The 22,899-nt window shown below is 73.8% G+C and carries 19 protein-coding genes and 1 pseudogene; 6 read left to right on the top strand and 14 right to left on the bottom strand.

Going from position 1 to position 22,899, the window contains the following annotated elements:
* Positions 1 to 70: 70 nt before the first annotated feature.
* From ACIQU6_RS29740 to ACIQU6_RS29725, 4 genes are all read right to left on the bottom strand, one after another.
* Positions 71 to 808 (bottom strand): acetoacetate decarboxylase, encoded by a 738-nt coding sequence (locus tag ACIQU6_RS29740; RefSeq protein WP_403484781.1) that lies wholly within the window; start codon positions 806 to 808, stop codon positions 71 to 73.
* Positions 809 to 1,112: 304 nt separating this feature from the next.
* Positions 1,113 to 1,910 (bottom strand): SDR family NAD(P)-dependent oxidoreductase, encoded by a 798-nt coding sequence (locus tag ACIQU6_RS29735; protein WP_403484780.1) that lies wholly within the window; start codon positions 1,908 to 1,910, stop codon positions 1,113 to 1,115.
* Positions 1,911 to 1,959: 49 nt separating this feature from the next.
* Positions 1,960 to 3,333, bottom strand: coding sequence for a cytochrome P450 (locus ACIQU6_RS29730; protein ID WP_403484779.1), 1,374 nt, complete (start codon positions 3,331 to 3,333; stop codon positions 1,960 to 1,962).
* Between the two features lies 1 nt (position 3,334).
* Positions 3,335 to 4,918, bottom strand: coding sequence for a prenyltransferase/squalene oxidase repeat-containing protein (locus ACIQU6_RS29725; RefSeq protein ID WP_403484778.1), 1,584 nt, complete (start codon positions 4,916 to 4,918; stop codon positions 3,335 to 3,337).
* Between the two features lie 159 nt (positions 4,919 to 5,077).
* On the opposite strand from ACIQU6_RS29725, the gene ACIQU6_RS29720 reads away from it, so the two are divergent.
* Positions 5,078 to 6,586, top strand: coding sequence for a DUF4334 domain-containing protein (locus ACIQU6_RS29720; RefSeq protein ID WP_403484777.1), 1,509 nt, complete (start codon positions 5,078 to 5,080; stop codon positions 6,584 to 6,586).
* Between the two features lie 182 nt (positions 6,587 to 6,768).
* On the opposite strand, the gene ACIQU6_RS29715 is transcribed toward ACIQU6_RS29720, so the two are convergent.
* The 3 genes from ACIQU6_RS29715 to ACIQU6_RS29705 all read right to left on the bottom strand — a co-directional run bounded on the left by ACIQU6_RS29715 (position 6,769) and on the right by ACIQU6_RS29705 (position 9,723).
* Positions 6,769 to 8,238, bottom strand: coding sequence for a flotillin family protein (locus ACIQU6_RS29715; protein WP_403484776.1), 1,470 nt, complete (start codon positions 8,236 to 8,238; stop codon positions 6,769 to 6,771).
* Positions 8,239 to 8,383: 145 nt separating this feature from the next.
* A complete protein-coding gene (locus ACIQU6_RS29710; protein WP_403484775.1) occupies positions 8,384 to 8,893 on the bottom strand; it encodes a hypothetical protein in 510 nt (169 codons plus the stop codon).
* Between the two features lie 482 nt (positions 8,894 to 9,375).
* Entirely contained in the window at positions 9,376 to 9,723 is a 348-nt protein-coding gene (locus tag ACIQU6_RS29705) for a PASTA domain-containing protein (RefSeq protein ID WP_403484774.1), read from the bottom strand.
* A 210-nt stretch (positions 9,724 to 9,933) separates the two neighbouring features.
* Here ACIQU6_RS29705 and efeU point away from each other — a divergent pair, with 210 nt between their 5' ends.
* Both efeU and efeB read left to right on the top strand, forming a co-directional pair.
* On the top strand, positions 9,934 to 12,141 hold the full coding sequence (gene efeU, locus ACIQU6_RS29700; RefSeq protein ID WP_403484773.1) for an iron uptake transporter permease EfeU: 2,208 nt from the start codon (positions 9,934 to 9,936) through the stop codon (positions 12,139 to 12,141).
* 140 nt (positions 12,142 to 12,281) lie between these two features.
* On the top strand, positions 12,282 to 13,556 hold the full coding sequence (gene efeB / locus ACIQU6_RS29695) for an iron uptake transporter deferrochelatase/peroxidase subunit (protein WP_403484772.1): 1,275 nt from the start codon (positions 12,282 to 12,284) through the stop codon (positions 13,554 to 13,556).
* Positions 13,557 to 13,590: 34 nt separating this feature from the next.
* Here efeB and ACIQU6_RS29690 read toward each other — a convergent pair whose 3' ends face one another.
* Both ACIQU6_RS29690 and ACIQU6_RS29685 read right to left on the bottom strand, forming a co-directional pair.
* Positions 13,591 to 14,874, bottom strand: a complete 1,284-nt coding sequence (locus ACIQU6_RS29690; RefSeq protein WP_403484771.1) for an acyl-CoA dehydrogenase — start codon at positions 14,872 to 14,874, stop codon at positions 13,591 to 13,593.
* 231 nt (positions 14,875 to 15,105) lie between these two features.
* A complete protein-coding gene (locus tag ACIQU6_RS29685; RefSeq protein ID WP_403484770.1) occupies positions 15,106 to 15,564 on the bottom strand; it encodes an RrF2 family transcriptional regulator in 459 nt (152 codons plus the stop codon).
* A 187-nt stretch (positions 15,565 to 15,751) separates the two neighbouring features.
* Between ACIQU6_RS29685 and ACIQU6_RS29680 the strand changes: the two genes are divergently transcribed.
* Positions 15,752 to 15,862 carry a putative leader peptide gene (locus tag ACIQU6_RS29680; protein ID WP_342456883.1) on the top strand — a complete coding sequence of 37 codons (111 nt, stop codon included), beginning with the start codon at positions 15,752 to 15,754 and terminating at the stop codon, positions 15,860 to 15,862.
* Positions 15,863 to 16,025: 163 nt separating this feature from the next.
* Positions 16,026 to 16,904 carry a glutathione S-transferase C-terminal domain-containing protein gene (locus ACIQU6_RS29675; RefSeq protein WP_403484769.1) on the top strand — a complete coding sequence of 293 codons (879 nt, stop codon included), beginning with the start codon at positions 16,026 to 16,028 and terminating at the stop codon, positions 16,902 to 16,904.
* Between the two features lie 9 nt (positions 16,905 to 16,913).
* Here the strand turns inward: ACIQU6_RS29675 and ACIQU6_RS29670 are convergent, their stop codons facing one another.
* The 4 genes and pseudogenes from ACIQU6_RS29670 to ACIQU6_RS29655 all read right to left on the bottom strand — a co-directional run.
* Complete coding sequence (locus ACIQU6_RS29670; protein ID WP_403484823.1) at positions 16,914 to 18,230, bottom strand: cytochrome P450; 1,317 nt, start codon at positions 18,228 to 18,230, stop codon at positions 16,914 to 16,916.
* Positions 18,231 to 18,356: 126 nt separating this feature from the next.
* A complete protein-coding gene (locus ACIQU6_RS29665) occupies positions 18,357 to 19,091 on the bottom strand; it encodes a response regulator (protein ID WP_403484822.1) in 735 nt (244 codons plus the stop codon).
* Positions 19,088 to 19,588, bottom strand: coding sequence for a sensor histidine kinase (locus tag ACIQU6_RS29660; RefSeq protein WP_403484821.1), 501 nt, complete (start codon positions 19,586 to 19,588; stop codon positions 19,088 to 19,090). The genes ACIQU6_RS29665 and ACIQU6_RS29660 overlap by 4 nt, the downstream gene beginning before the upstream one ends.
* Positions 19,589 to 19,640: 52 nt before the next feature.
* Positions 19,641 to 20,117 (bottom strand): annotated as a pseudogene (locus ACIQU6_RS29655) (sensor histidine kinase); the annotation flags it as partial.
* A gap of 462 nt (positions 20,118 to 20,579) precedes the next feature.
* Here ACIQU6_RS29655 and ACIQU6_RS29650 point away from each other — a divergent pair.
* Positions 20,580 to 22,118 (top strand): nitrilase-related carbon-nitrogen hydrolase, encoded by a 1,539-nt coding sequence (locus ACIQU6_RS29650; protein WP_403484768.1) that lies wholly within the window; start codon positions 20,580 to 20,582, stop codon positions 22,116 to 22,118.
* A gap of 6 nt (positions 22,119 to 22,124) precedes the next feature.
* Here ACIQU6_RS29650 and grpE read toward each other — a convergent pair whose 3' ends face one another.
* On the bottom strand, positions 22,125 to 22,787 hold the full coding sequence (gene grpE / locus ACIQU6_RS29645) for a nucleotide exchange factor GrpE (RefSeq protein ID WP_403484767.1): 663 nt from the start codon (positions 22,785 to 22,787) through the stop codon (positions 22,125 to 22,127).
* Positions 22,788 to 22,899 lie beyond the last annotated feature (112 nt).

The raw sequence follows: 22,899 nt of genomic DNA, 5'->3' as shown, positions 1-22,899 counted from the left end.
GCCCGGCGCGGTGGCGCACAGGGCGTGCGGTACGCGGACGGGGTGGCTACCGACCGGCCCGCGGGCGTCCTCAGGCGGCGAGGTAGTCGTAGACCGGCTCGACGGGGTTGAGGCTCAGGTCGGTGACGAGGTGACTGGCGCGGACGACTTCGAGCACCGGCAGGTCCGCGAGCGGGGCGAGCGCGTGGGCGAAGAGCTCCAGGCGGGCCGGGCCGGTGAAGGCGCTCTTGACGGTGACGTCGCTGATCCGGGTGCGGACCAACTCGCAGATGCGGGGCGTGCCGTCGTAGTGCGGCACGGTCTTGAGCATGAAGGTGGGGGCGCAGACCTCGGCGCGGGCCGCGTCCAGCTCCACGGCGTGGTGCTGGTAGCCCATGGTGGCGGTGGCCACCCGCAGGGTTCCGTAGTCGAGCGTGCCGACGAGGGTGTCGGAGTCGACGTAGAGGCGGGGCGAGCCGGACTTCTTCGGGTACGCGCTGAACTCGCGCCCGCTGGAGATCGCCGGGACGCTGTCCACGTACATCGCCAGGTTGAACTCGCCCGCCTCACCCTCGTGTTCGACGGCGATGAGCTGGCCCGCCTCGGTGTAGTCGCCCAGCCCGGTGGTGTCGGGCATCCGCATGACCTCGAAGCGGACCACCGGCTCGGTGACGGTCAGCGGCTCGGGAACCAGGCGGCGCAGCGCCTCGGGGTCGGTGCGGTAGTAGATGTTGAGGTACTCGCGGTTGGTGAAGCGGTACCGGGTGGGCGGGTAGGCGGGGGAGTCCAGCGGGGTGGTGACCAGCCGCGCGACGTCTTCCTTCTGCATCTTGGCCTCCAGGGAGAGTGGCGTGCCGCCGGACCGCCCGAGTCCGTGGCTCAGGGCGCCCGAGGGGTCGCGCCGGCCTCTCCCGCATTCGGTTGTCGAGAGGGAGGGCGCCAGGCTCGCTCGCGAAGCGCCCGAGACCCAGTGGACGCCTGGAGGTGCATGTCTGTCCAATATATGGACACGTCATGATCGATATCATTTAACGTATGGGCTGCTCAACGTGCCTGTTCGGAAAGGGGGTTGACGCCGTCCGTAGCCGGGTCGTCACGGAGATCGGGGCTCGCGCTGCCGGGCTGTGGTGCGGCTACTTGGCCAGGTAGCCGCCGTCGATCACGTGGTCGCTGCCGGTCAGATACGAGGCGTCGTCGGACACCAGGAACGCCACCAGCGCCGCGACCTCGGCGGGCTCGGCGGTGCGCCCCAGGGGGACGGTGGCGAGCAGCCCGTCGGTGGCGCCGGGTGGCAGCGCCGCCACCATCGGGGTGTCGACGACGCCCGGCGATACGGACAGGACCCGGATGCCCTGCGCGGCGTACTCGCGGGCCGCGGTACGGGTCAGGGCGAGCACCCCCTGCTTGGCGGCGGCGTAGGCGCCGTGGTGGCGGAAGCCCGAATGGGCCGCGACGGAGGCGAGGTTGACGATGACGCCACCCGTGCCGGCCATCGCGGGGAGCTGGCTGCGCATCGCGTGGAAGACGCCGTAGAGGTTCACCTTCAGCACGGTGTCGAAGCCCTCGGGCGGGAGATCGGCCAGCGGGCTGAGCGGGCCGTTGACGCCCGCGCAGTTGACCGCGATCCGCGGGCCGCCGCGCAGGCCGGCGGCTTCCGCGACGACCCGGGCGACGCCGTCCGGATCGGTGACGTCGACCCGGCGGGGCAGGGCCGAGCCGCCGGCCGCGGCGATCCGCTCGGCGACCCCGGCCGCGCCGTCCTCGTCGAGGTCCGCGACCACCACCACGGCGCCCTCCTCGGCCAGGCGCGCGGCGCACGCCGCACCGATCCCCGAGGCGCCGCCGATGACCAGCGCGGGCCGATCCCGTAGCCGGTCGGACCGCGGCACGGACGGGGCCGCACCGTCGAAGGGGCGTGCGGAGGCTGACATGTCTGGCTCCTGCCTGGGAGGGAGGGGAGGGGGCGCGAGGTCGGGGGAGTCAGGACGGGCGGGCGTGCGCGGTCAGCGGCAGGCGGTCCGGGCGCAGCACCGTGCCGACCAGGGGCCGGACGGCGCCGGGACCGGCCGGTGCCAGGCGGCGGTGGGCGGTGAACGCGGCCACCGCCAGGATCAGTTCGGTCCAGGCGAAGTCCTCCCCGATGCACAGTCGGCTGCCCGCGCCGAACGGCAGGAAGGTGTGCCGCGGCGCCTTCGCGGCGCCCTCGGGAGGCCAGCGGTCCGGCTCGAACTCCGTTGGATTCTCGTAGAGTCGGGGATCGCGGTGCACGGCGTAGGGGCTGAAGAACACCTCGTCGCCCGGGTCCAGCCGTACGCCGCCGAGGGTGACCGGCCGCACCGCGCGGCGCATCAGCAGCCAGGACGGCGGATGCAGCCGCAGGGACTCGGTCAACACCCGCCGTGTGTAGGTCAGTTCGGGGAGGTCGCCGAAGCCGGGCGGCCGTCCGTCGAGCACGCTGTCCAACTCGTCGTGGATCCGGCGTTGGACCTCCGGACGGCGGGCGATCTCGTGCAACGCCCAGGCCAGGGAGGCGCTGACGGTCCCGGTCCCGGCCAGGAAGAGGGTGATCAGCTCGTCGGTCGCCTCGGCGTCGGAGAGCGCGCCCTGCGGGCCGCCCGCGAGCAGCAGCATCGAGAGCAGATCGCCGCGGTCCCGGCCGTCCGCGCGGTAGTCGTCGATGATCCGGAGCTGGACGTCGACCAACCGTTGCAACGGGCCGGCGTCGGGCGGCCGCCAGCCAGGCAGCAGCGGTACGCGTTCCGCCCAGGCATGCAGCGGGGACAACGCCAGTCGCATCGAGTGGTACTTGACCGTCAGCCACTCCTTGACGGCCCCGCTCAGCGCGGGATCGTGCGGCTCCGCGAAGAGGGTGCGCAGCAGGACGTCCAGGGTCAGGCGGTTGATCTCCGGCACCAGATCGCGGGTGGTGCCCGGCTTCCAGGCGGCGGCCCGTGCCTGGCACCGTTCGGACATCACCCGGGCGTAGCGCGCGATCCGGTCGTGGTGGAAGGCGGGTTGCATCAGCCGACGGTGGCTCAGGTGCCGGTCGCCGGCGGCGGTGATCAGCCCGTCGCCGAGCGGAACGCGCAGCGCGTCGAACATGGCCCCCTTGTCGAAGGAGCGGGCCTGAAAGGTCAACAACTCCCTGATGCACTCGGGGTCGTTGACGACATGCACCGGACGCGGCCCGATGAGGACCTTCGTCACCGGGCCGTGCCGCGGCAGCCGGCAGAGGAACCCCAACGCGTCACGGTGGAGCGCGCGGGCGTGCCCCATCAACGGCAGACGGCCGGGGGCGATGGGGGCGGCGAGGGTTTCCGTGCCGTGTCCCGTGCCTTCTGGGCTCGATCCCATGTCAGCCCGCCTCGCGGGCGGGGGCGACGTCCGACGCCGCGGCGGACCGGAGGTGGCGCAACCCGGCGAAGAGGCCGTCGGCGGTCAGCGCGTGGTTCTGGGTGGGGAAGTGCGTCAGCAGCGGGCGCGGGCCGTACATGAGCGGCACGCCCGGCCAACTCCCGTCGGCATGTTGGGACGTCAGGAGGTATGCCAATCCGGGGGCCCAGTGCGCGTGCGCGTGAACGCCGCCGCGTTCCAGGGCGGCGAGCGCGAGCCCGGTCGCGGCGGGAGTGCTCGGGTCGCCCGCCTCGACGGGCCAACCACCGTCGGCATTGCGGGTCGCGGCCAGTGCCAGGGCGGCCGGATGGCCGCCCTCGTGCGCCGCCGCGTCCAGGGCCGGCAGCACCTCGGCGGTGGCGTACGACAGTCCTCGGTACCACCCGGCCCGCCAACGCCCCTGCGCCGCCAGGCGTTCCGCGAGCCAGTCACGGGCCGCCGCCAGCGGTATCCGATGCCTGCCGGCATGGCGGTCCAACGCGGTGACGACGTGGGCGATCACGTCGTCCACCGGAGGGTCGCCGGCGGACTGCCAGGTCCGCCAGAGCCCGTCGGGCAACTGCTGCCCGGCCAGGTGGCGCAGACCGGCCCGGATCGTCGGTTGCACCGCGTCACTCGCCCCGTTCGCGCCGCTCAGGGCGATCAGCGCGGCCGCGGTGGTGTCGTTGTCGGACTCCACGCCGGAGCGGTACGGCCAGCCGCCATCCGCGTTCTGCGCGGCGACCAGGAACGCGACGGCGTCCGGCAGCGCGCTGCGATCGAAGGCCGCCGCACCGCCGAAGACCCGTACGGTCAGCGTGGTGTCCCAGACATCGCTGCTCGCGAAGCGCCAGGTTCCGTCTGGCAGTTGACTGTCGATCAGGTACTCGTCACAGCGCCTGGCGGCCGCCGTGTCCGGGGCGGCCGTCCGGAGCGCGAGGGCGGCGAGGGCGGTGGCGACGGGGTTGGCGAAGAAGTCGCCCGACGGGGACTGCCGGTCGGCGATCATCCGGGCGGCATGCCCGGCGGAGGCCAGGTCGCCGAAATGGCTCTCCACCAGCGCGTGCGCGGACCAGAGTTCCACCTGCGTCCACCGTTTGAGCCGTTCCGGGGAGGCCACCGCCGCGGCCAACTGCGTGCGCAACACGGCGGGTTCGGCGCCGCCGCGGGTCGGCCGGCCGACGTGCAGGGCGACGACCTGGAGCAGCCGGGCGCGGGCCGACAACGCCGGGTCCGCGAAGGCGGCATGGCTGACGTCGACGGGCCCACCGATGCCCAGCGCCAGGGACCGCAGCGCGCTCTCCATGGCATGGGCCACCGGATGGTGGCGCTGTGGGTCGGGGCCGGCGGCCAGCCAGGCACTGCCGCGTTCGGCGGCGCGGCCGGCGCCCGGGTGCGGCGACCGCGCCAGGGCCAGCGTGCACAGCGCGGTCTCGGTGATGCGGGGATCCGGGACGGCGCACCACGAGCCGTTGCCCAACTGGGTGGCGAGGGCGTATCCCGTGGCGCGGTCGACGGCACGTCGCACCCCGGCCAGGAGGGCCGACGACAGTCGAACTCCCGGCATCCCCGGCCGCTCCGGCGACCTCGGTGACCCCGATATCGCGGGTACCGCACATCCTGATGACATCGGGCCCCTGCCCCTCCGACTTCCGCTTCGACTCCGCCTCGTCCCACCTCGTCCGCTGCCGCCCGAGCCGTGGACCCGCGGACGTAGCCTGGCGGCGTGGACACTTCGCAACCGGCCAGTCACCCTCCCCTGGAGATCGTTTCCATAGCGGACACATGCTCCGCCGCACTACAGAACATGCCGCCGTTGGAGATCTGGCTCAAAGAGTTCCAACTCCCCGTGAGCACCGCGCTCGTTCCGCTGATGAGCCTTCAAACCGCCTTCATGACGCCCTGGTTACCGGCCGAAAGCTGCTCCCGGATCTCGCGTCTCATGCTCTGGCTGATGGCGATCGACAACGTCCTGGACGCGCCGGACGACCGGCCGGCGGTGGACCGCACGGGCCCGGACCCGACCGACGCCCGGGTCCGTGCCTGGCACCGCGTCCTCGCAGGTCACGAGGGTGGCGCCGACAGTCCCGACCCCATGGCCCGCGCACTGGCGGACATCGTCGCGAGCCTGGAGCGCGGCGGCCGGCCCGAACTCGTCGCCGTCTGGCGGAAAAGCATGCATCAGACCCTGGAGGGCATGGACCACGAACGCCGGGCGGCGCGGACCGCGGCCGCCGGCGGCGGACTGCCCACACCGGCGGACTACTTGGCGCACGGCGTCTGGACCATCGGCGTCGAACAGCAGGTCACCGCCCTGTGGGCGCTCATCGACGAACCCGATCTGCCGCACCGCCTGCCCGTACTGCTCGGCGCGCTGCGCCAGGCCGCGATCGCCATCCGCCTCCTCAACGACCTGCGCGGACACCACCGCGAACGGGACGAGGGAAAGGTCGACGCACTCACCCTCGGGCTGTCCGAACAGGAGGCGCACGACAGGGCGCAGGCGGCGATCGACGACTGCCGGCGGGTCCTGGCTCCGCTCACCGCCGCCGGGTATGGTTCCGCGGTGGCGCTGGAGCGGGTGGTCCTCTGGCACGCCCGCATGTACCAGCGGTTCGACCCCGTACGCCCCGACCGGTCGACCCCCTTCGCCCTCCCGGGCGGACCAACCACCACCACAACCACCGCGACAGACACCGCCCCGAACACCACCACAGGCACCACCACAGGCACCCGATCCACCCCGCTCATCCGTCGGTCGAAGGAGGCCCCACCCATGGGTACCGAGCAGGAAGTCCTGGACGCCATCGCATCCGGAGGGGAGTGCGACGGTGCGGAACTGGCCGCACTCTTCGACCGGCTCGAACCGGTCGACACCGCGCTCCTGATCGGCACTTGGCGGGGCGGCGGCTTCGAGCGGGCCAGCGAGAACGCCAAGCTGCTGACGCAGATGCGGTGGTACGGCAAGCGGTTCGTGGACGCCGACCACGTGGAGCCGCTGCTGTGCCGGGACGAGCAGGGGGCGGTGTTCTCGTTCGAGGAGATGGGCCTGGCGACGCTGCGCGAGGTGGTCTTCCGCGGCAAGCCGTCCACGGCGATGGTCTACGACCAACTGCCCATCGTCGACCACTTCCGCCGGCTCACCGACGACGTCCTCCTGTGTGTGATGGACAAGAAGGGCGAACCCGCGGACTTCTTCTTCCACCTGACCCGCGTCCAGGCACCGACCCCGTAACCACCGCACACCGGCGGGTGACTGGCCCACGATGCGGCGCCCGCACGCCCCCAACGGGGCTGCCCGGACGGAGGTCGCTCCGTCCGGGCAGCCCGTGAGGGGGAAGGTCCAGCTCGCCGATCGCGAGTCGATCACCGGGGCAGTGCGCTCATGACGCAGCGTCAACTGCCCTGCCCCGCACCCTAGTCGGTCACCTCGATCTTTCCGTTTCCGCTTCCGTTGACGGATGCCGCAGCGGGCACGGGGCCCGCGTCGACGGCGGTGCCCGGGGCGGCGTGGCCGTTGGCGCCCCCGGTCACCCGCTTCAGCATGCCCGCCAGGTCGACGCCCGAGACCGAGTTGAGCAGCTCCACGCCCTGGGCGACGTTGTTGGCGACCGTGCGGGGCAACTGGCCGGCCCCGTCGGTGGAGATGACCGTCAACTTGTCCACCGCGCCCAGCGGTTCGGATGCCTTGGCGACGACCTGCGGGAGGACCTCCATCAGCATCTGGAGCACGGCCGCGTCGCCGTACTCGGCGAAGGCGTCGGCCTTCTTCTGCATGGCCTCGGCCTCGGCGGCCCCCTTCGCGGCGAGGGCCGCCGCCTCCGACTCACCCTCCAGGCGCACCGCTTCGGCGAGCGCGGCGCGGCGCAGCTTCTCGCCCTCACCGGTCAGGCGGGCCCGCTCGGCGGTCGCCTCGGCCTCCTTGACCTCGGCGATCCGGCGGGCCTCGGCCTCCTGCTCGGCCTGGTAACGGGCGGCGTCCGCGGGCTTACGCACCTTGGTGTCCAACTCCCGGTCGGTGAGCGCGGCCTGCCGCTCGGCGACCTTCTCCTGCTCGGTCAGCACCTCCTGCTGGCGCGCGGCGTCGGCGAGCGGGCCGGCCGCGTTGGCCTTGGCGGCCGCCGCCTCGGTCTCGACGCGGATCTCGGCCTGCTTGAGGTAGAGCGTGCGCTCCGCGATCGCGATCTCCTCGGTGGCCTTGAGCCGCGCCTGCTCCGACACCCGCTTGGCGTTGGCCTCGGCGATGTCGGCCTCCTGGCGGGCCCGCGCGGCCTCCGGCCGGCCCAGGTCCTCCAGGTAGGAACCCTCGGTAGTGATGTCCTGGATCTGGAACGCGTCCAGGATGAGGCCCTGCCCGGAGAGGCTGGCCTCCGCCTCCTCGGCGACCTGCCCGGCGAACGCGGCCCGGTCGCGGATGATGTCCTCGACGGCCATCCGGCCGACGATCGCCCGCAGCGCGCCCGACAGCACCTCCTGCGTGAACCCGACGATGCCGTCCTGCTGTTGGAGGAAGCGCTGGGCTGCGGCCCGGATGGCGTCCTCGCTGCCGCCGACCTTGACGATCGCGACACCGTCGAGGTTGGCCTTCACGCCGCGCAGGGTGACCGCGCCGCGCACCGCCACCGGCAGGTGCCGGCTGGACAGGTCCAACGAGAACCGCTGCTGCACGAAGGGGACGACGAAGACGCCGCCGCCGACCACGACCTTCTGGCCGCTGTTGTCGACGCTGACCTGACCGGTCTCCGGATCGGTGGACCTCTTGCCCCGGCGGCCGGTGATGATGAACGCCTCGTTCGGTCCGGCGACCTTGTAGCGCGTGATCACCACGAGGGCGAGCAGCACGACGAGGACGACGGCACCTATGACGGCGATAACAACTGAACTCATGAAAAATCCCCCCTGCCTTCCCGGGGGTAGGCAGATCAAGATGGTGGTTGTGCATGATCGGTCCCGCGGCGCGGAGCGCGCCGGGACCGGGCGAGCGGGGGTGGGCGCCGACCCGCATCGGCGTCCGGGTCCGGGCCGCCCCCGCTCAGCGTTCGACGGGGCGGACCGCCACCGAGGTGGACGACAGTGACGCCTCCACCCAGATCTCGGCACCCCGGGCCACCGGGACCGCGCTCCGGGCCGACAGCTTCACGGGATGCCCGGCGAGTTGCAGCAGCACCTCGCCGTACCCGTCCGTGGGGATCGGGGTGACCACCGAGCCCGCGGTGCCGACCAGGTCCTCGCGGCGCGGTGCCGGGTCGGTCCGGTCGTCCATCAGGGCCCGGCTGAACCGCCAGGTGGCCGCCCCGGCCGCGGTGCCGGCCGCCAGACCGACGCCGACGGCGGCCGCGGTGCCGAGTCCGGTGGCGCCGTGCACGATCGCGCCGGCGAACCCGAACATCGACAGGAATCCGGCGATGACCGGCAGCGACAGCAGTCCGTCGAAGGGTCCCGCCAGCAGGCCGCCGAACAGGCCCTCCAATACGCCGTCGAAGATCAGTGACAGCGCGAGCACGACGATCCCGCCGATGCCGAGACCAAGAAACCAGGCCATGTTCAGCCCTCCCGCACTCGCTCATTCCGCTCGAACGGGATGATCGTGACACGCGGCCCGGTCGCCGCACATTGCCGCATCCCGGCAATCTTTACGCGTCCTTGATGTGCAAGGCCGCGCGCCGGTGCTTGCGCCGCGGGCTTTTTACCCGGCTCCCGCGACATACCCCTTGACTGTGTGCAAATCGGGAGGAAACTGGTGTCTAACCAGATAACCGAAGAGCCGCACCGTCGACGAAGACGTTCGTTGACAGGAGACCCTTAACGTGGCTCTGGCTAGGCCCCCGGAAGCCCCGCGAACCGGAGCCTCAGCGACGACTGAGGTAGATGGTGGCGATGTGGACTCCCGGGGACTGAGTTGTTCGGAACGGTTCGTCGTTCGGGACGGATTGATGAGGCGGCCCGGGAGTTCCTCCCGGGCCTGATGTGTGTCTGGGGGCGTGGCGGTGACGCGCTGGCGGGGCGCGCGAGGCGCCCGGTGCGCTAGCGGCCGTTGTCGCAGCGTTCGCGGGACTTGACCACGATGAGCTTCACCTTCTGGCGCAGCAACGGGGCGCCGGCCTTGGGGAGTTGGGCGCACACCTTCCAGTTGCCGGGCCACAGCACGTGGCGCCCGGCGCCCCTGCCGTCCTGGAGTTGCACGTTCTTGTTGTTGTGGAGCGCCTGGTAGGCGAGGGAGAGGGACTTGCCGTTGACGTTGGGCATGATGCCGTCGGCGGCGCCCGCCGGGCCGGTTGCGGCGAGGGCGGCGAGGGCGGTCAGGACGAGGGCCGCGGCGGTGCGCGGTGCTCGGCGTGCGCGCGGGGCCTGGGGGGTGTGCGTGTTGGTCATGCCTGGAGAACGCGCGGTGGGGGTGGGGGTCACGGCGGGGAGGGGCGGGGGGCTCCATCGGGGGCATGTGGGGCCTGGGCTAGGGTCGTTATCCGCTCGTGACCACGTGACTACAGTCGTGTAGACATCTTCAGACGGTCTGACTAAGGTATGCCTTCGCTAACTGAGGTAAGGCATACCGGTGCGGTTGTGCGGCCGGAGAGGACGACTATGTGGGACGACGCGTTTCCGAGTTTCTTGATCGGCTTGAGAGAAGGTCTGGAAGCCGGACTGATCGTTTCGATCCTCGTCGCCACGCTCGTCCGGGCCGGGGCCAAGTCCCGCCTCCCGCAGGTGTGGACCGGTGTGCTGGCCGCCATCGCGATGTCGTTGAGCTTCGGTGCGGTCCTCACGTTCACCGCCGCCTCGCTCTCGGCCACCGCGCAGGAGGCGTTCGGCGGCACGCTGAGCGTCATCGCGGTCGCGTTCGTCACCGCGATGGTGTTCTGGATGCGGCGCTCCGCGCGCAGCCTCTCCGGTGAGATCAAGGAGAAGGTCACCGGGGCGCTCGCGATGGGTGCGGGCATGCTGATCGTCACCTCCTTCCTGGCCGTGGGCCGCGAGGGGTTGGAGACCGCGCTGTTCCTGTGGACCACGGCGCGGGCGGCCGGCGAATCCGTCGGGCCGATGATCGGCGCCGGGATCGGGCTGGTCATCGCGGCGGGGCTCTGCTGGGGCCTCTACCGCCGGGTGCTCAAGATCAACCTCACCAAGTTCTTCACCGCGACCGGGGTCGTGCTGATCGTCATAGCCGCCGGCGTCCTGGGGTACGGCCTGCGGGATCTCCAGGAGGGCGGGGTGCTGCCCGGCAAGACCGCGTTCGCCTTCGACCTCAGCCAGAGCATCGACCCGAGTGCCTGGTACACCACGTTGGTGCAGGGCGTCTTCAACCTGATGCCGGCCATGACGTGGTTGCAGGTCTTCGGGTACGTGGCGTACCTCGCCGTCGTGATGACGCTGTTCGTCCGCGGGGTGCGGACGGCCGCGAAACCGGTGCCGGCGCCGCGTGCGCCCGGGGCGAAGGCGGCAGCGGCACAGTCGACCGAGGCGAAGTCGGCCGAGGCAGAGTCTGCCGAAGTGAAGCCGGCCGAGGGGGAGTCGAGCGAGGAGCAGGCCGAGTCCGCCCCTGAGCCGCAACCCGCCCCCGAGCCGCAGAAGGAAGCCGCGCCGGCCGCCGCCGCGCCGGCCGCCGCCGCGCCGGTTGCCGCTACCACCGGCCGGAAGCGCCCCGCCTGGGTGTTGCCCGTCGTCGTGGTCGCCGTGCCCGCCGTCGTCGCGGGCGGGATCGTCGCCTTCGGCAAGTCCAAGCCGGCCGGGGCGCCCACCATCGCGGTGTCCGAGAAGGAGTGCGGCAAGGGCTTCACCGCGCCCAAGACGGGCCGGCAGACCTTCCAGATGCAGAACACCGGCGACAAGACCTCCGAGGTGTACCTCGTCGACCCGACGAGCAACGCGGTCTACGGCGAGATCGAGGGCCTGGCCCCCGGCACCACCCGCGACCTGGTCGCCCCCATCGCGGGCGGCTCGTACGCCTGGCGCTGCGTCCCCACCGGCGGCAAGGCCGTCACCTCGGCCGCCGTCCGGGTCAGCGGCGGGGGCGGCGCCAAGGCCGTCGTGCCGGTCTCGGAGGAGGACCTGGCCGGACCGCTGCGCGCGTACAAGAAGTACGTCGACGCGGGGTTGGCCACGCTGACCGACCAGACCCAGCGGCTCAGCGACGACCTCGCCGGCGGCGACCTGGACGCGGCCCGCACCGACTGGCTCACCGCGCACCGGACCTACTCCTCGCTCGGCGCCGCCTACGGCACGTTCCAGGACTTCGACAAGAAGATCAACGGGCGGGCCGACGGGCTCCCGGGCGGCGTGCACGACAAGGACTTCAGCGGTTTCCACCGGATCGAGTACGGACTCTGGCACGGCGCGTCCGCCGACGAGCTGACCGGGCCGGCGGAGCGGCTGCACGGCGATGTGATGGGGCTGCGGAAGGCGTTCCCCACCCAGGACTTCGACCCCGGTGACCTGCCGCTGCGCACCCACGAGATCCTGGAGAACACCCTCCAGTTCGAGCTGACCGGCGACACCGACGGGGGCAGCGGCAGCAACCTCGCCACCGCCGACGCCAACCTCACCGGCACCCGCGAACTCCTCGACGTGCTGCGCCCGCTGATCACCAAGCGCGACCCGCAGTTGCTGACGACCATCGACGGCGACATCGCCCGGCTCCAGAAGCTGCTCGACGCGGCGCACCACGGCGACGCCTGGACGCCGGTCGAGAAGCTGGACGCCACCACCCGCCAGCGGTTGAACGGGGTCACCGGGCAACTGCTGGAACACCTGGCGCCGGTGCCGGACCTCCTGGAGATCCGCAAGTCCGCCTGACCGCCCCGGGATCGGGGCGCCCGGTCCCGGGACGCGAGCACCACCGCCGACCACCGGGCCCCCGCCCGTATCCCTCCCCACCCCCCATTCACCCCGCAACCGACGCACCACCCCGCGCACGCTCCGAAGGGATCCACGAGATGTCCGCCGAAACGCCCGGCCCGCAGGGCCGCTGTCCCGCCGACCGGCGCTCGTTCGTGAAGACCGCGCTGGGCGCCGGCGCGGCCGGTGCGGTGCTGGCCGGCGGCGGCTTCGCCCTGGCCCAGGGCCAGACCGGTACCGCGCGCGCCGCCGACACCGCCGACGCCGGCAAGGTGCCGTTCCACGGCGTCCACCAGGCGGGCATCCTCACCCCGCAGCCCGCCGCCGCGGCGTTCGTCTCGCTCAACGTCATCGCGGAGAACCGCAGGGAACTCACCGACCTGCTGCGGACGATCACCGAGCGGTCCCGCTTCCTGACCGCCGGCGGCGCGCCGCAGGACCTCGGCGTCGGCGCCCCGCCGTCCGACAACGGGATCCTCGGTCCGGTCGTCCCGGCCGACGCGCTGACCGTCACGCTCGGGGTGGGCGCCTCGCTCTTCGACGACCGCTACGGCCTCGCCAAGGCCAAGCCGCGCAAGCTGGCCCCGATGCGGACCTTCCCCAACGACAACCTCCAGGCCGCCGAGTGCCACGGTGACCTGTCGTTGCAGATCTGCGCGGAGCGCCAGGACACCGTGCTGCACGCGCTGCGCGACATCGCCCGGCACACCCGCGGCGGCATGCAGATCAAGTGGCGGATCGACGGCTTCCAGAACGCGCCCCGGCCCAGCGGCACCCAGCGCAACCTGCTCGGCTTCAAGGACGGGATAGCCAACCCCGACGTGAAGTCGGGGCGGGAGATGGACCACTTGGTGTGGGTCCGCGACGGCCAGGGCGAGCCGGCCTGGGCGACCGGCGGCAGCTACCAGGTCATCCGGATCATCCGGATGCTGGTGGAGTTCTGGGACCGGGTCTCGCTGGCCGAGCAGGAGAAGATGTTCGGCCGCCGCAAGGACACCGGCGCCCCGTTGGACGGTGCCAACGAGTTCGACGTGCCCGCCTACCAGAAGGACCCGCACGGCACCGCGATCCCGTTGGACTCGCACATCCGGCTCGCCAACCCGCGCACCGCCAAGACCGACGACTCCCGCCTCCTGCGCCGCGGTTACAACTACGACCGGGGCGTGGACAACGTCGGCAACCTGGACATGGGGCTGGCCTTCTGCTCCTACCAGCAGGACGTCCGCCGCCAGTTCGAGGCCACCCAGGAGCGGCTGATCGACGAGCCGCTGGTGGACTACATCTCGCCGACCGGTGGCGGGTACTTCTACGCCCTGCCGGGCGTGCGGGACGGCTCGGACTGGCTCGGCCGGAGCCTGCTGGCCGCCGTCTGACACGGCGTCGGGAGCGGCGGAGGGGCGCGGCGGCTCAGATCCGCAGGGTCAGCGGCGGGTGCGTCCCGTTCAAGTAGTGGTCGCCGATGGCCCGGAGGCTGTGCGCGGGCGAGCGCTGGGCGGTCAGCACGCGGGCGTTGCGCCAGAACCGGTCGAACCCCGGGTCGCCGGCGGGGGAGTCGGCGGTGCCCGTCAACTCCAGGATGCGGGTGGTGATCTGGAGCGCGGACTGGTTGGTCACCGCCTCGGCGGCGGCGACCAGCACCGCGATGTCGGCGCGCTCGTTGACGCCCAGTTCCCGGCCCATCAGCAGGCCCCTGGCCAGGGCCTCGGTGGCCGGTTCCACGACGGCCGCCGCGGTGTGCGCGGCGGCGACCAGTTCGCCGTAGGCGAGCAGCAAGTAGGGGTCGCCGCCCGGTCGTTCGGCGTACGGGGCCGGGTCGGGGTCGGCGGTCGGCCAGCCGCCGGGCGCGGCGCGGCTGAGGTCGCGGGCCTCGGCGAGCGCGCCCTCGGCGATGCCCAGCGCGACGTGGACCAGGGCCAGCCGCAGCGCCAGCGGGGCCAGGGTGGCGTACGGGGTGAGGTGCTGCTCGTCGTGGGAGACGGTGCCGAGGAGCTGCTCGGGCAGCACCGGTACGCCGTCGAAGGCGACGCTGCCGGCGCCGGCGAGGCGCTGGCCCAGGCGGTCGTGGGCCGGGTCGGTGGTGACGCCGGGGTGGGCCGGGTCGACCAGCGCGGTCAGCCAGTCGCCGGTCTCGGTACAGGTGGCGCCGACGACCAGGCGGTCCGCGACGGTGACGCCGGCGGCGAACGACCGGCGGCCGTGCAGGAGATAGCCGTTCCCGTTCGGGGTGAGGGCCAGGGTGAGGTCGGGGGCGGCGCCCGGGGACGCGGGCTCGGCGTCGGCCGGTGAGTTGCCGGTGTCGCCGGCCAGCAGCCACTGCTCCGCCACCACCCGGCGCTCGAACCCGTCGGACTGGTCCGGGTCGCCGAAGAATCGGGTGTTCCAGGTCAACGCGTAGTGGCGGGCGAGGAGTTCGCCGATGGAGCTGTCGGCCGCCGCGATCTCGCGGATGACGGCGCAGGCGGTGCGCCAGTCGCTGCCGCCGCGGAGCGGGCCGGGCGGGGTCAGCAGGGCCGGCAGGCCGGCCTCGCGCAGCCGGGCGAGTTCGTCGGCGGGTGGTTTGCCGGACCGGTCGCGGGCCAGCGCGTCGACGGCGAGGTCGTCGGCGACCTCGCGGGTGACGCGGGGCCAGATCTCCTCCTCCGCGAGGCGGGACTGCGGGGCGGCAGGACGTGTTGCGGACCTTTTCGGCATGCGCCGTTCACCGTCCTCGTCGGCTGGAACCGGGCTGTGGGGGTGGCCCCCGGTCGGGCTTCCCTAGTTTTCCCACTGGATTGGTAGGGAATAGCTGCATGATGCGTCCTGAACTTCCGGCCGGGCAAGGGGTGTTCGAGGGGTGGACGGATCGGGGTCGCATTCCGGACACGGGGTCGGTCGTCCGACGGCCCGTCGCGGGCCGTCCGCAGGTCAACCGGGCCCGGGCGGCTAGGGGTTCATCCAGGACGCCGGGTCGCGGGTCAGCGCCGAGACCTGGTGGGGGAGTTCGGCCGACGCCACGTCGGCCAGCGAGACGCCGTCGAGGATCTGACGGACGTTGGCCCGCAGCGCGATCCACAGCGGAAGCAGGGACTCCGCGGGGCCGCTGTACGACAACTCCGGCGGGCGCACGCCCCGTACGGACACCAGCGGACCGTCCACGACCCGGATCACGTCGGCGATGGTGATCTCGTCGGCGGCCTTGGCGAGGCGGTAGCCGCCGTTCCCGCCGCGCTGGCTGAGGACCAGCCCGCCGCGCCGCATGTCGCCCAGGATGCCCTCCAGGAACTTGTGCGGGATGTCCTGGGCGTCGGCGATCGCCTCCGCCTTGAGCGGGCCCCCGTCCGGGGCGTGCGCGAGTTGCAGCGCGGCGCGCACCGCGTAGTCCGCTCTGGCTGAAATCCGCATGGTGGCATTATCCCCGAGCGGTCGGGCCCGGCCGCCGCCCCGCCCCTGGCGAGGAGCGCGATCCCGGCATTCCCGGCGCGCGCCGGTCGGCTCACCCTCGGCAGCGCGCCGGCGCACCACCCTTGACGCGGCCCGGCGGGGCCTTGAGACTCAAGGGCGGGAACCACGGCGAACAGGGTGGGAGTCGATGGGGCACACAGAGCGGGACGGCGACCGCGCGGCACGCGCGGACCGGCCGCGTCCCCTCCTCACCTCCCGCCGGCACATCGATCTGCTGCGCGTCTGCAGCGCCGCATAGTCCGCCGCCGGGCGCCGGCAGCCGGTTTCCGTCGACCCCGCGCCCCACTTGGGCCCCGCCCCGCCCCGCGCCACCGTGCCGGTGCCCGTCCGCGTCCGCGCGCGGGGGCCGCCGGGCGCCCACCCGTACGACCCGCCACCGGACCTCGCACCCAGGGACTCGTATGACCACCTCCGCCTCCACCGCCGCCGACACGTCCGCCTTCCGGGGACGGATCGGCCCCGACCCGCGCAGCGGCCACTACCCGGCCCCGCACCGCTACCGCCTGCACCTCTCCCCGTCCTGTCCGCACTGTCTGGGCCTCGCCCTCACCCACGCCCTGCTCGACCTCGACGACGTGCTCCCGCTGAACCTGCTGCCCGCCGTCCCCGACGCCCCCGAGTGCGGCTACGCCGCGCTGCGCCCGCTCTACGAGGCCAGCGCGCACCAGTACCAGGGCCCCGCCACCGTCCCGGTGCTCAGCGACGACTGGACCGGACGGATCGTCAGCACCCACGCCCCGGACATCCTCCGCGACCTGGCCGAACGGTTCGGCGGCCACGGACCCGCCCTCTACCCCGACCACGCCCGGGACGCGATCGACGCGCTGGCCCGGCGCTGCGAGCGGGACATCAACCAGGCCGCCCAGCACGCCGGTTCGCTCGGCAGCGACCACCCCGGCTACGAGGCCGCCCTGACCACCCTGCTCGACGCGCTCGCCGCACTGGAGCGCCGCCTGGCCGACCGCCGCTACCTCCTCGGTGACCGACTCACCGTCGCCGACGTGCAGTTGTGGGTCACCCTGGTGCAGCTCGACACCGTCCACCGCTGGCACCTGGACGCCGCGGCCGTGCACCGCATAGCCGACCACCGCGGCCTGTGGTCCTACGCCCGCCGGCTCGCCGCCCTCCCGGCCTTCGCCCGCCACCTCGACCTGGACGCCATCGCCCGCCGCCACCACGCCCGTTGCCGGGGCCAGGAGGCCGCCGGGGCGGCCGTGCAGATCGTCGACTGGACCACCGCGCACGCCCCCGCGCCCCGCGTCACCCCCGCCCCACGCTGACCGCCCGCCTCAGGTCGCCACCCGTAGGGGCAGCGACTTCACCCCGTGGATGAAGTTCGACACCAGCCGCTGTGGCGGTCCGGCGACCGCCACAGCGGGCAACAGCGCGCAGGTCTCCTCGTACAGCACCCGCAGTTGGAGCCGGGCCAGGTGCGCGCCCAGGCAGACGTGCGGGCCGTCCCCGAAGGACACATGGGGGTTCGGGGTGCGGGCGAGGTCCAGTCGGCCCGGGTCGGCGAAGGCCCGCTCGTCGTGGTTGGCCGAGCCGTGGAAGACCACGACCTTGTCGCCGGCGCGGATCCGGGTGCCGGCCAGTTCGGTGTCCTCGGCGGCGGTCCGGCGGAAGCTCAGCACCGGCGTGTGCCAGCGCAGCAGCTCCTCCACCGCCGTGTCCACCGCCACCGCGCCGGTGCGCAGCGCGGCGTGGGCGTCCGGGTGGTGCGCCAGCGCCAGCAGCCCGCCGGGGGCGGCGCTGCGCACCGTGTCGTTGCCCGCGATGGTCAGCAGGAAGAAGAACATCTCCAGCTCGGGCACGGCCAGTTCGGGGTCGGTGGCGAGCGCGGTCAGCACGTCGTCGCCCGGGTGCCGCCGCTTGTGCGCGGCCAGCTCGCGGGCGAACGCGAACATGTCTTGGAGCAGCGCGGGGGAGCGGGGGTTGGCGGGCCGGCCGTCCGCGCCGGGCACCGCCGGGCCGGCCTCGTCCGGGTCCTGGTAGCCGATCACCCGCCGGGTCCAGTCCAGCATCAGCCCCCGCTCGGACGGTGGGACGCCCAGCAGGTCGGCGAGGTTGAGCAGGGCGTACTCGTCGGTGACGGCGGTGACGAGGTCGCACACCCCGTCGCCCCCGGTGCGCGCGCCCTCGACCGCGGCGCCCAACAGGGCGCGGGCCCGCTCCCGTACGACACCCGTGAAGCGGTCGACCCGGCGTGGGGTGAAGGCCCGACTGACCAGGCGGCGCAGCCGGTTGTGGTCCGGGGGGTCCTGATTGAGCATCATCCGCCGGATGAACGGCAGGTCGTCCGGGTCGGGGTCGCGGATCTGGGTGGCGCCCAGGTGGGACGAGAAGGTCCGGGCGTCCTTCAGGACCCGGACCACGTCCCGGTGCCGGGTCACCGCCCAGAAGCCGGGACCGGCCGGCCAGCCCAGCACCTCGGGCTCGTCCTGCCAGGCCACCGGGTGGTGGTCGCGCAGGAGCCGGTAGGCGTCGAGCGGCAGCCCCTCGGCGTAGCGGCGCGGATCGAAGACGTCGGGAACCGCCGCTGCGTCGGGCGCGTCGGCCGTGGTGGGGCCGGGGCGCGGCGTGGTCGCGCCGTTCTCGTTGGTCATGCGGCCGCCGAAGGATGCCACGCGCTCTCCACTGGTTTCCGGGCCGGGCGCTCCGGCGGGGACGGGACCACCCTCGCCGCCGCCACCCCGCCCGCGCAAGGGCACCGCGCCCCCCGGGAGCGGTCGTCACGGCCGGTCGGGCGCGCCGTCGGCGCCGTGGGGCCGGGCCGCGGCGGGGCCGAGGAGGCCCGCCTCGTGGGCCAGGAGCGCCGCCTGGACGCGGTTCTCCAGGCCCAGGCGGGTGAGGATGCGGTTGACCCGGCTCTTGACGGTCGGCTGGGACAGCCCGAGGTCCTCGGCGATCTGGAGGTTGGACCGGCCGCGGGCCACCAGGAGCAGCACCTCCAACTCGCGGGCGGTGAGGGCGTCCAGGCGCCGGCCGGCGGCGGTGGACGGGGCCGGGGCGCCCGGCAGCAGGCCCGCGGGGAGCGCGGTGAAGGCGCCGATCAGCCGCTGGGTGACGCTCGGCGCGAGCATCGCCTCCCCGTCGGCCACCACCCGCAGGGCGTGGGCGAGTTGGTCCGGCGGGCTGTTCTTCAGCAGGAACCCGCAGGCGCCGGCGCGCAGCGCCGCGTGCACATACGCGTCCAGGTCGAAGGTGGTCAGGACCAGCACGCGGGGCGGCGGCCCGGGGTGCGGCCAGTCGGCGAGCAGCCGGCGGGTGGCCTCGATGCCGTTGGTGCCGGGCATCCGGACGTCCATGACGACGACGTCCGGGCGGAGTTCGCGGGCCCGGGCGACCGCCTCCGCGCCGTCGGCGGCGGTGCCCACGACCGAGAAGTCCGGGCGGCGGTCGATCACCGCCCGCAGGGCGTCGCGGACCATCTCCTGGTCGTCGGCGAGGAGCACCCGGATGGTCATGCGAGGGCCTCCAGGGGGAGCGTGGCGCAGAGCCGCCAACCGCCGTGCGGGCGCGGGCCGGTGTGCACCGTGCCCCCGAACGCCGCGGCGCGCTCGCGGACGCCGAGCAGGCCCCGGCCCGATCCGGGCGGCGGCCGGTGTTTGGTGGCCGCCGGCCCGTTCTCGACGGCTATGGTCAGCGCCGTCGCGCCGCGGCGCAGCGCGACCCGCACGTCCGTGGCGCCGGCGTGCTTGAGGACGTTGGTGAGGGCCTCCTGGACGATGCGATAGGCCGACACCTGGAGCGCGGGCGGCAGCGCGTCGAGGGCGTCGTCCAGCTCCGCGGTCACCCGGCAGCCGGCCGCCTCCACCGCCGTGAACAGCGTCCGGACGTGGCCGAGGGACGGCTCGGGCGCGGGGCCGGCGGCGCCGTCCCGGTCCTCGCCGACGGTCAACAGGCCCAGGATCCGGCGCATTTCGACCAGCGCGGTGTCCGCGGTCTCCGCGATCCGCACCACGCCCCGCCGACCGTCCGTCGGTGGCGCGCGCCTGGACGGCGATGGCGCTGACGTGGTGGGCGACCACGTCGTGCAGATCGCGGGCGATCCGGGCGCGCTCGGTGACCACGGCCTGACGGGCGTTGCGCTCCCGCGCGGCGCGCAGGTCCTCGTTGGCCTCCCGCAGCCGGGAGTTGACCTCCTCCAGGCGCCCGTTGGTCTCGCCGAGCCGGCGGTTGAGGTCGCGCAGCCGGTCCGCCTGGAGCGCGATCCGCCGCCGCCCGTAGCCCAGGAGCCAGGCGACGCCGTAGAAGACCACGAAGGTGGTGGCGGTGACCGGCTCCAGCGAGCCGAGCTGCGGCGGGTCGGTCCGGTCGGTGAGCAGGTCCGTCGCCACGACCGTGAGCAGCGACAGCGCCGTCCACAGCAGCCCGGAGCGGGCCGGCGTGCGGCGGGCCACCGCGTACCCGGCGAAGATCAGCAGATACGGGCCGGGGATCTTGCCCGGCACCGGATCGACGACTTCGAAGACCACGAACGCGGCGGTCATCGCGCACAGCACGGTCCGTGGCCACCGGCGGCGCCAGACCAGCGGCAGGGTCTGGAGCCCCCAGAGCAGCACCCCGACCGGGCTCGGAGCCGGGTGCCGGGCGAGCAGGGTCAGCATGTCGAACGCGGTCAGCCCGCCGCCGAGCGCGAGATCGCCGAGCCAGGGCCGCCGGTCGGCGAGTTGGCGGTGGGCGCGCCGGAGGGCGGCCGTGAAGTACGTGTCCATAACGGGTCGCAAGGCTAACCAGCCGCCCCCGGGGCGACGATCGTCCGCGCGGAGGGAATCGGGCCGCCCACCGACGCAACCAAAGGTGCGCGGCCCGGCGGCGGATCGGCAACCAGGACGACGCCGCGGCCGCCCCCGCCTTCCTAGCGTCGGAACCCCACGGCATCCGACCGGACGGCGCGCCGCGCACCGCCCGGTCGCCGACCCACCGGCCCATCGAAGGGATCGACGAACCCCGTGAACACCACGAGTACCGCCGGGCGTACGGGACGCGACGGCCCCCGCGCGACCTCGGCCCGCGCCCGCTGGACGCTACTGCTCCTGGGCACCGCGGCCCATCTGCTCGCCGTCGGCGGCCGGTGGGACATCGCCGCCGCGGCCTGGCTCTTCCCCGTCCTGCTGCTCCGCTTCGCCCGCACCGGCCGCCCCTGGACCGGCGCCCTGGTGCTGTGGGCGGCCAACACCGCGGCGGCGGTATTCTGGGTCGCCGAGTCGGCGCTGGGCCTCAACCCCGTCGTCCTGCTGGGCGTGACCGGGCTCGCCGCGCTGCTCACCCTGCCGTTCCTCCTGGACCGCCTGCTCATCGGGCGGTTGCGGCCGTGGGCGGCGCTGCTGACGTTCCCGGCCGCGACGGCCGCCGCCGAGTTCCTGATCACCCTGCTCAGCCCGTTCGGCACCGTCTACGGCTCGCTGGCGGCCACCCAGACCGGCGCGCTGCCGCTGCTGCAACTCGTCTCGGTCACCGGCTCCTACGGGATCGGCTTCCTCGTCGCCTGGTGCGCCTCGACCCTCAATCACCTCTGGGAGGCGGGCTCTTGGGCCACCGTCCGGCGCGCGGTGTTCACCTGCGCCGCGGTGCTGCTCGCCGTCGTCCTCGCCGGCGGCGCCCGGCTCGCCCTCGCCCCGCCCACCGGGCCGACGGTCCGGATCGCCGGCGTCACCGCGGACGCGGCCCTGGTCCGGGCCCAGAAGGCGCAGTACGCGCGCGCCACCGGCGGGCCGGCCGGCCTGGTTGCCCACCCGCCGCCGGGCCTCCGGCCGGCCCAGCGCGCCGTGCTCGACGGCCTGTTGGCCGCCACCCGGCGGGAGGCCGCGGCCGGCGCCGAGATCGTGGTCTGGCCCGAGGAGGGGGCGCGGGTGCTGGTCGGCGACGAGCCGGCGGCCCTCGCCGCGGCCCGGGAAGAGGCCCGCCGCTCGCGGATCTACCTGGAGGTCGGCCTGCGCGTCCACACCGCACAGGCACCGTCCTACGGCCGCAACGAGGCGCTCCTCATCGACCCCCGGGGCACCGTGCGCTGGACGTACCAGAAGGCCCACCCCATCCCCGGCTCGGAGACCTACACCCCCGGCGACGGCCGCGTCCCGACCGCCGCCACCCCGTACGGCCGGCTGGCCAACGTCATCTGCTACGACGCCGACTTCCCCGCCCTGATGCGGGTCCCGGCCGACCTCATGCTCGTCCCGGCCCACGACTGGCCGGAGTTCGGGCGGGTGCACACCGCCAAGGCCGCGATCCGGGCCGTCGAGTCCGGCTACGCGCTGTTCCGCCAGGACGCCGAGGGCGTCTCGGCCGTCTTCGACGACCAGGGCCGGACGCTGGCCACCACGGACTACTTCACCACCGACCGGCAGGCCACCGTCGCCCACGTCCCGCTGCACGGCACCACCACGGTCTACGACCGGACCGGGGACACCTTCGCCTGGCTGTGCCTGGCGGCCGTCGGGGCGTTGCTGGCGGCCGGCGCGCTCACCCGGCGCCGGCCGTCCGCGTCGTGAGCGTCGTCAACGCCGTCCCCTCTTCGGGGTGTTGGCCGTCGGGGCGCCGGTCACGGCCACCTGGGCGGGGCGCAGCAGGCGGTCGCCCACCCGGAAGCCCCGGCGGACCACCTCGGCGCAGACCGGGCGTTCGCCGGCCGCGGGGCGCGCGCCCGCTCCGGCGGGGCGGTAGGTCACCGCCTCGTGGACGTTCGGGTCGAAGGGCTCGCCCGGGGCGCCGAGGGGCGCGAGCCCCAGGGCGGCGAGCTCCGTGTCCAGGAGGTCGGCGACCCGCCGGAAGCCGCCGGTCACCTCGCCCTGCTCGGTGGCCTCGGCGATCGCGTCGAGCACCGGAAGCAGCCGTTCCAACACGTTGACCACGGCGATCTGCCCCACCGCCAGCCGGTCCCGGTGGACCCGGCGCCGGTAGTTGTCGAACTCCGCCTTGACCCGCTGGAGATCGGCCGTGCGCTCCCGCACCTCGGCCGCCAGCCGCTCGGCGTCGGACTGCCGGGCGCCGGGGCCGCCCGGCCCGCCGTCGCGCCGGGCGGTGCGGCCGGCGTCCCGGCCCGGCCGCACCTGGTCCGACTCCGGCCGGGGCGGCGGCGCCGACCCCCGCTCCGGCCGGGTGCGCCCGACGAGCGCCAGCGGCGGGCGGGGGAGACGACCGGCATCGGTCGGACGGTTCATCGTCCGCCTCCTTCCCGCTTGTCGTCGTCCACGATCTCCGCGTCGACGACCTCGTCCTCGCCCGTGGCCTGCTGGCCCGAGTGCCCGCCGGCACCGTCCGGGCCGGCCGCGG

This window comes from Streptomyces sp. NPDC090442, from assembly GCF_044769405.1.
GTDB lineage: Bacteria > Actinomycetota > Actinomycetes > Streptomycetales > Streptomycetaceae > Streptomyces.
The sequence above is the reverse complement of the archived record's forward strand: the minus strand, read 5'-3'. Positions and strand labels throughout refer to the sequence as shown.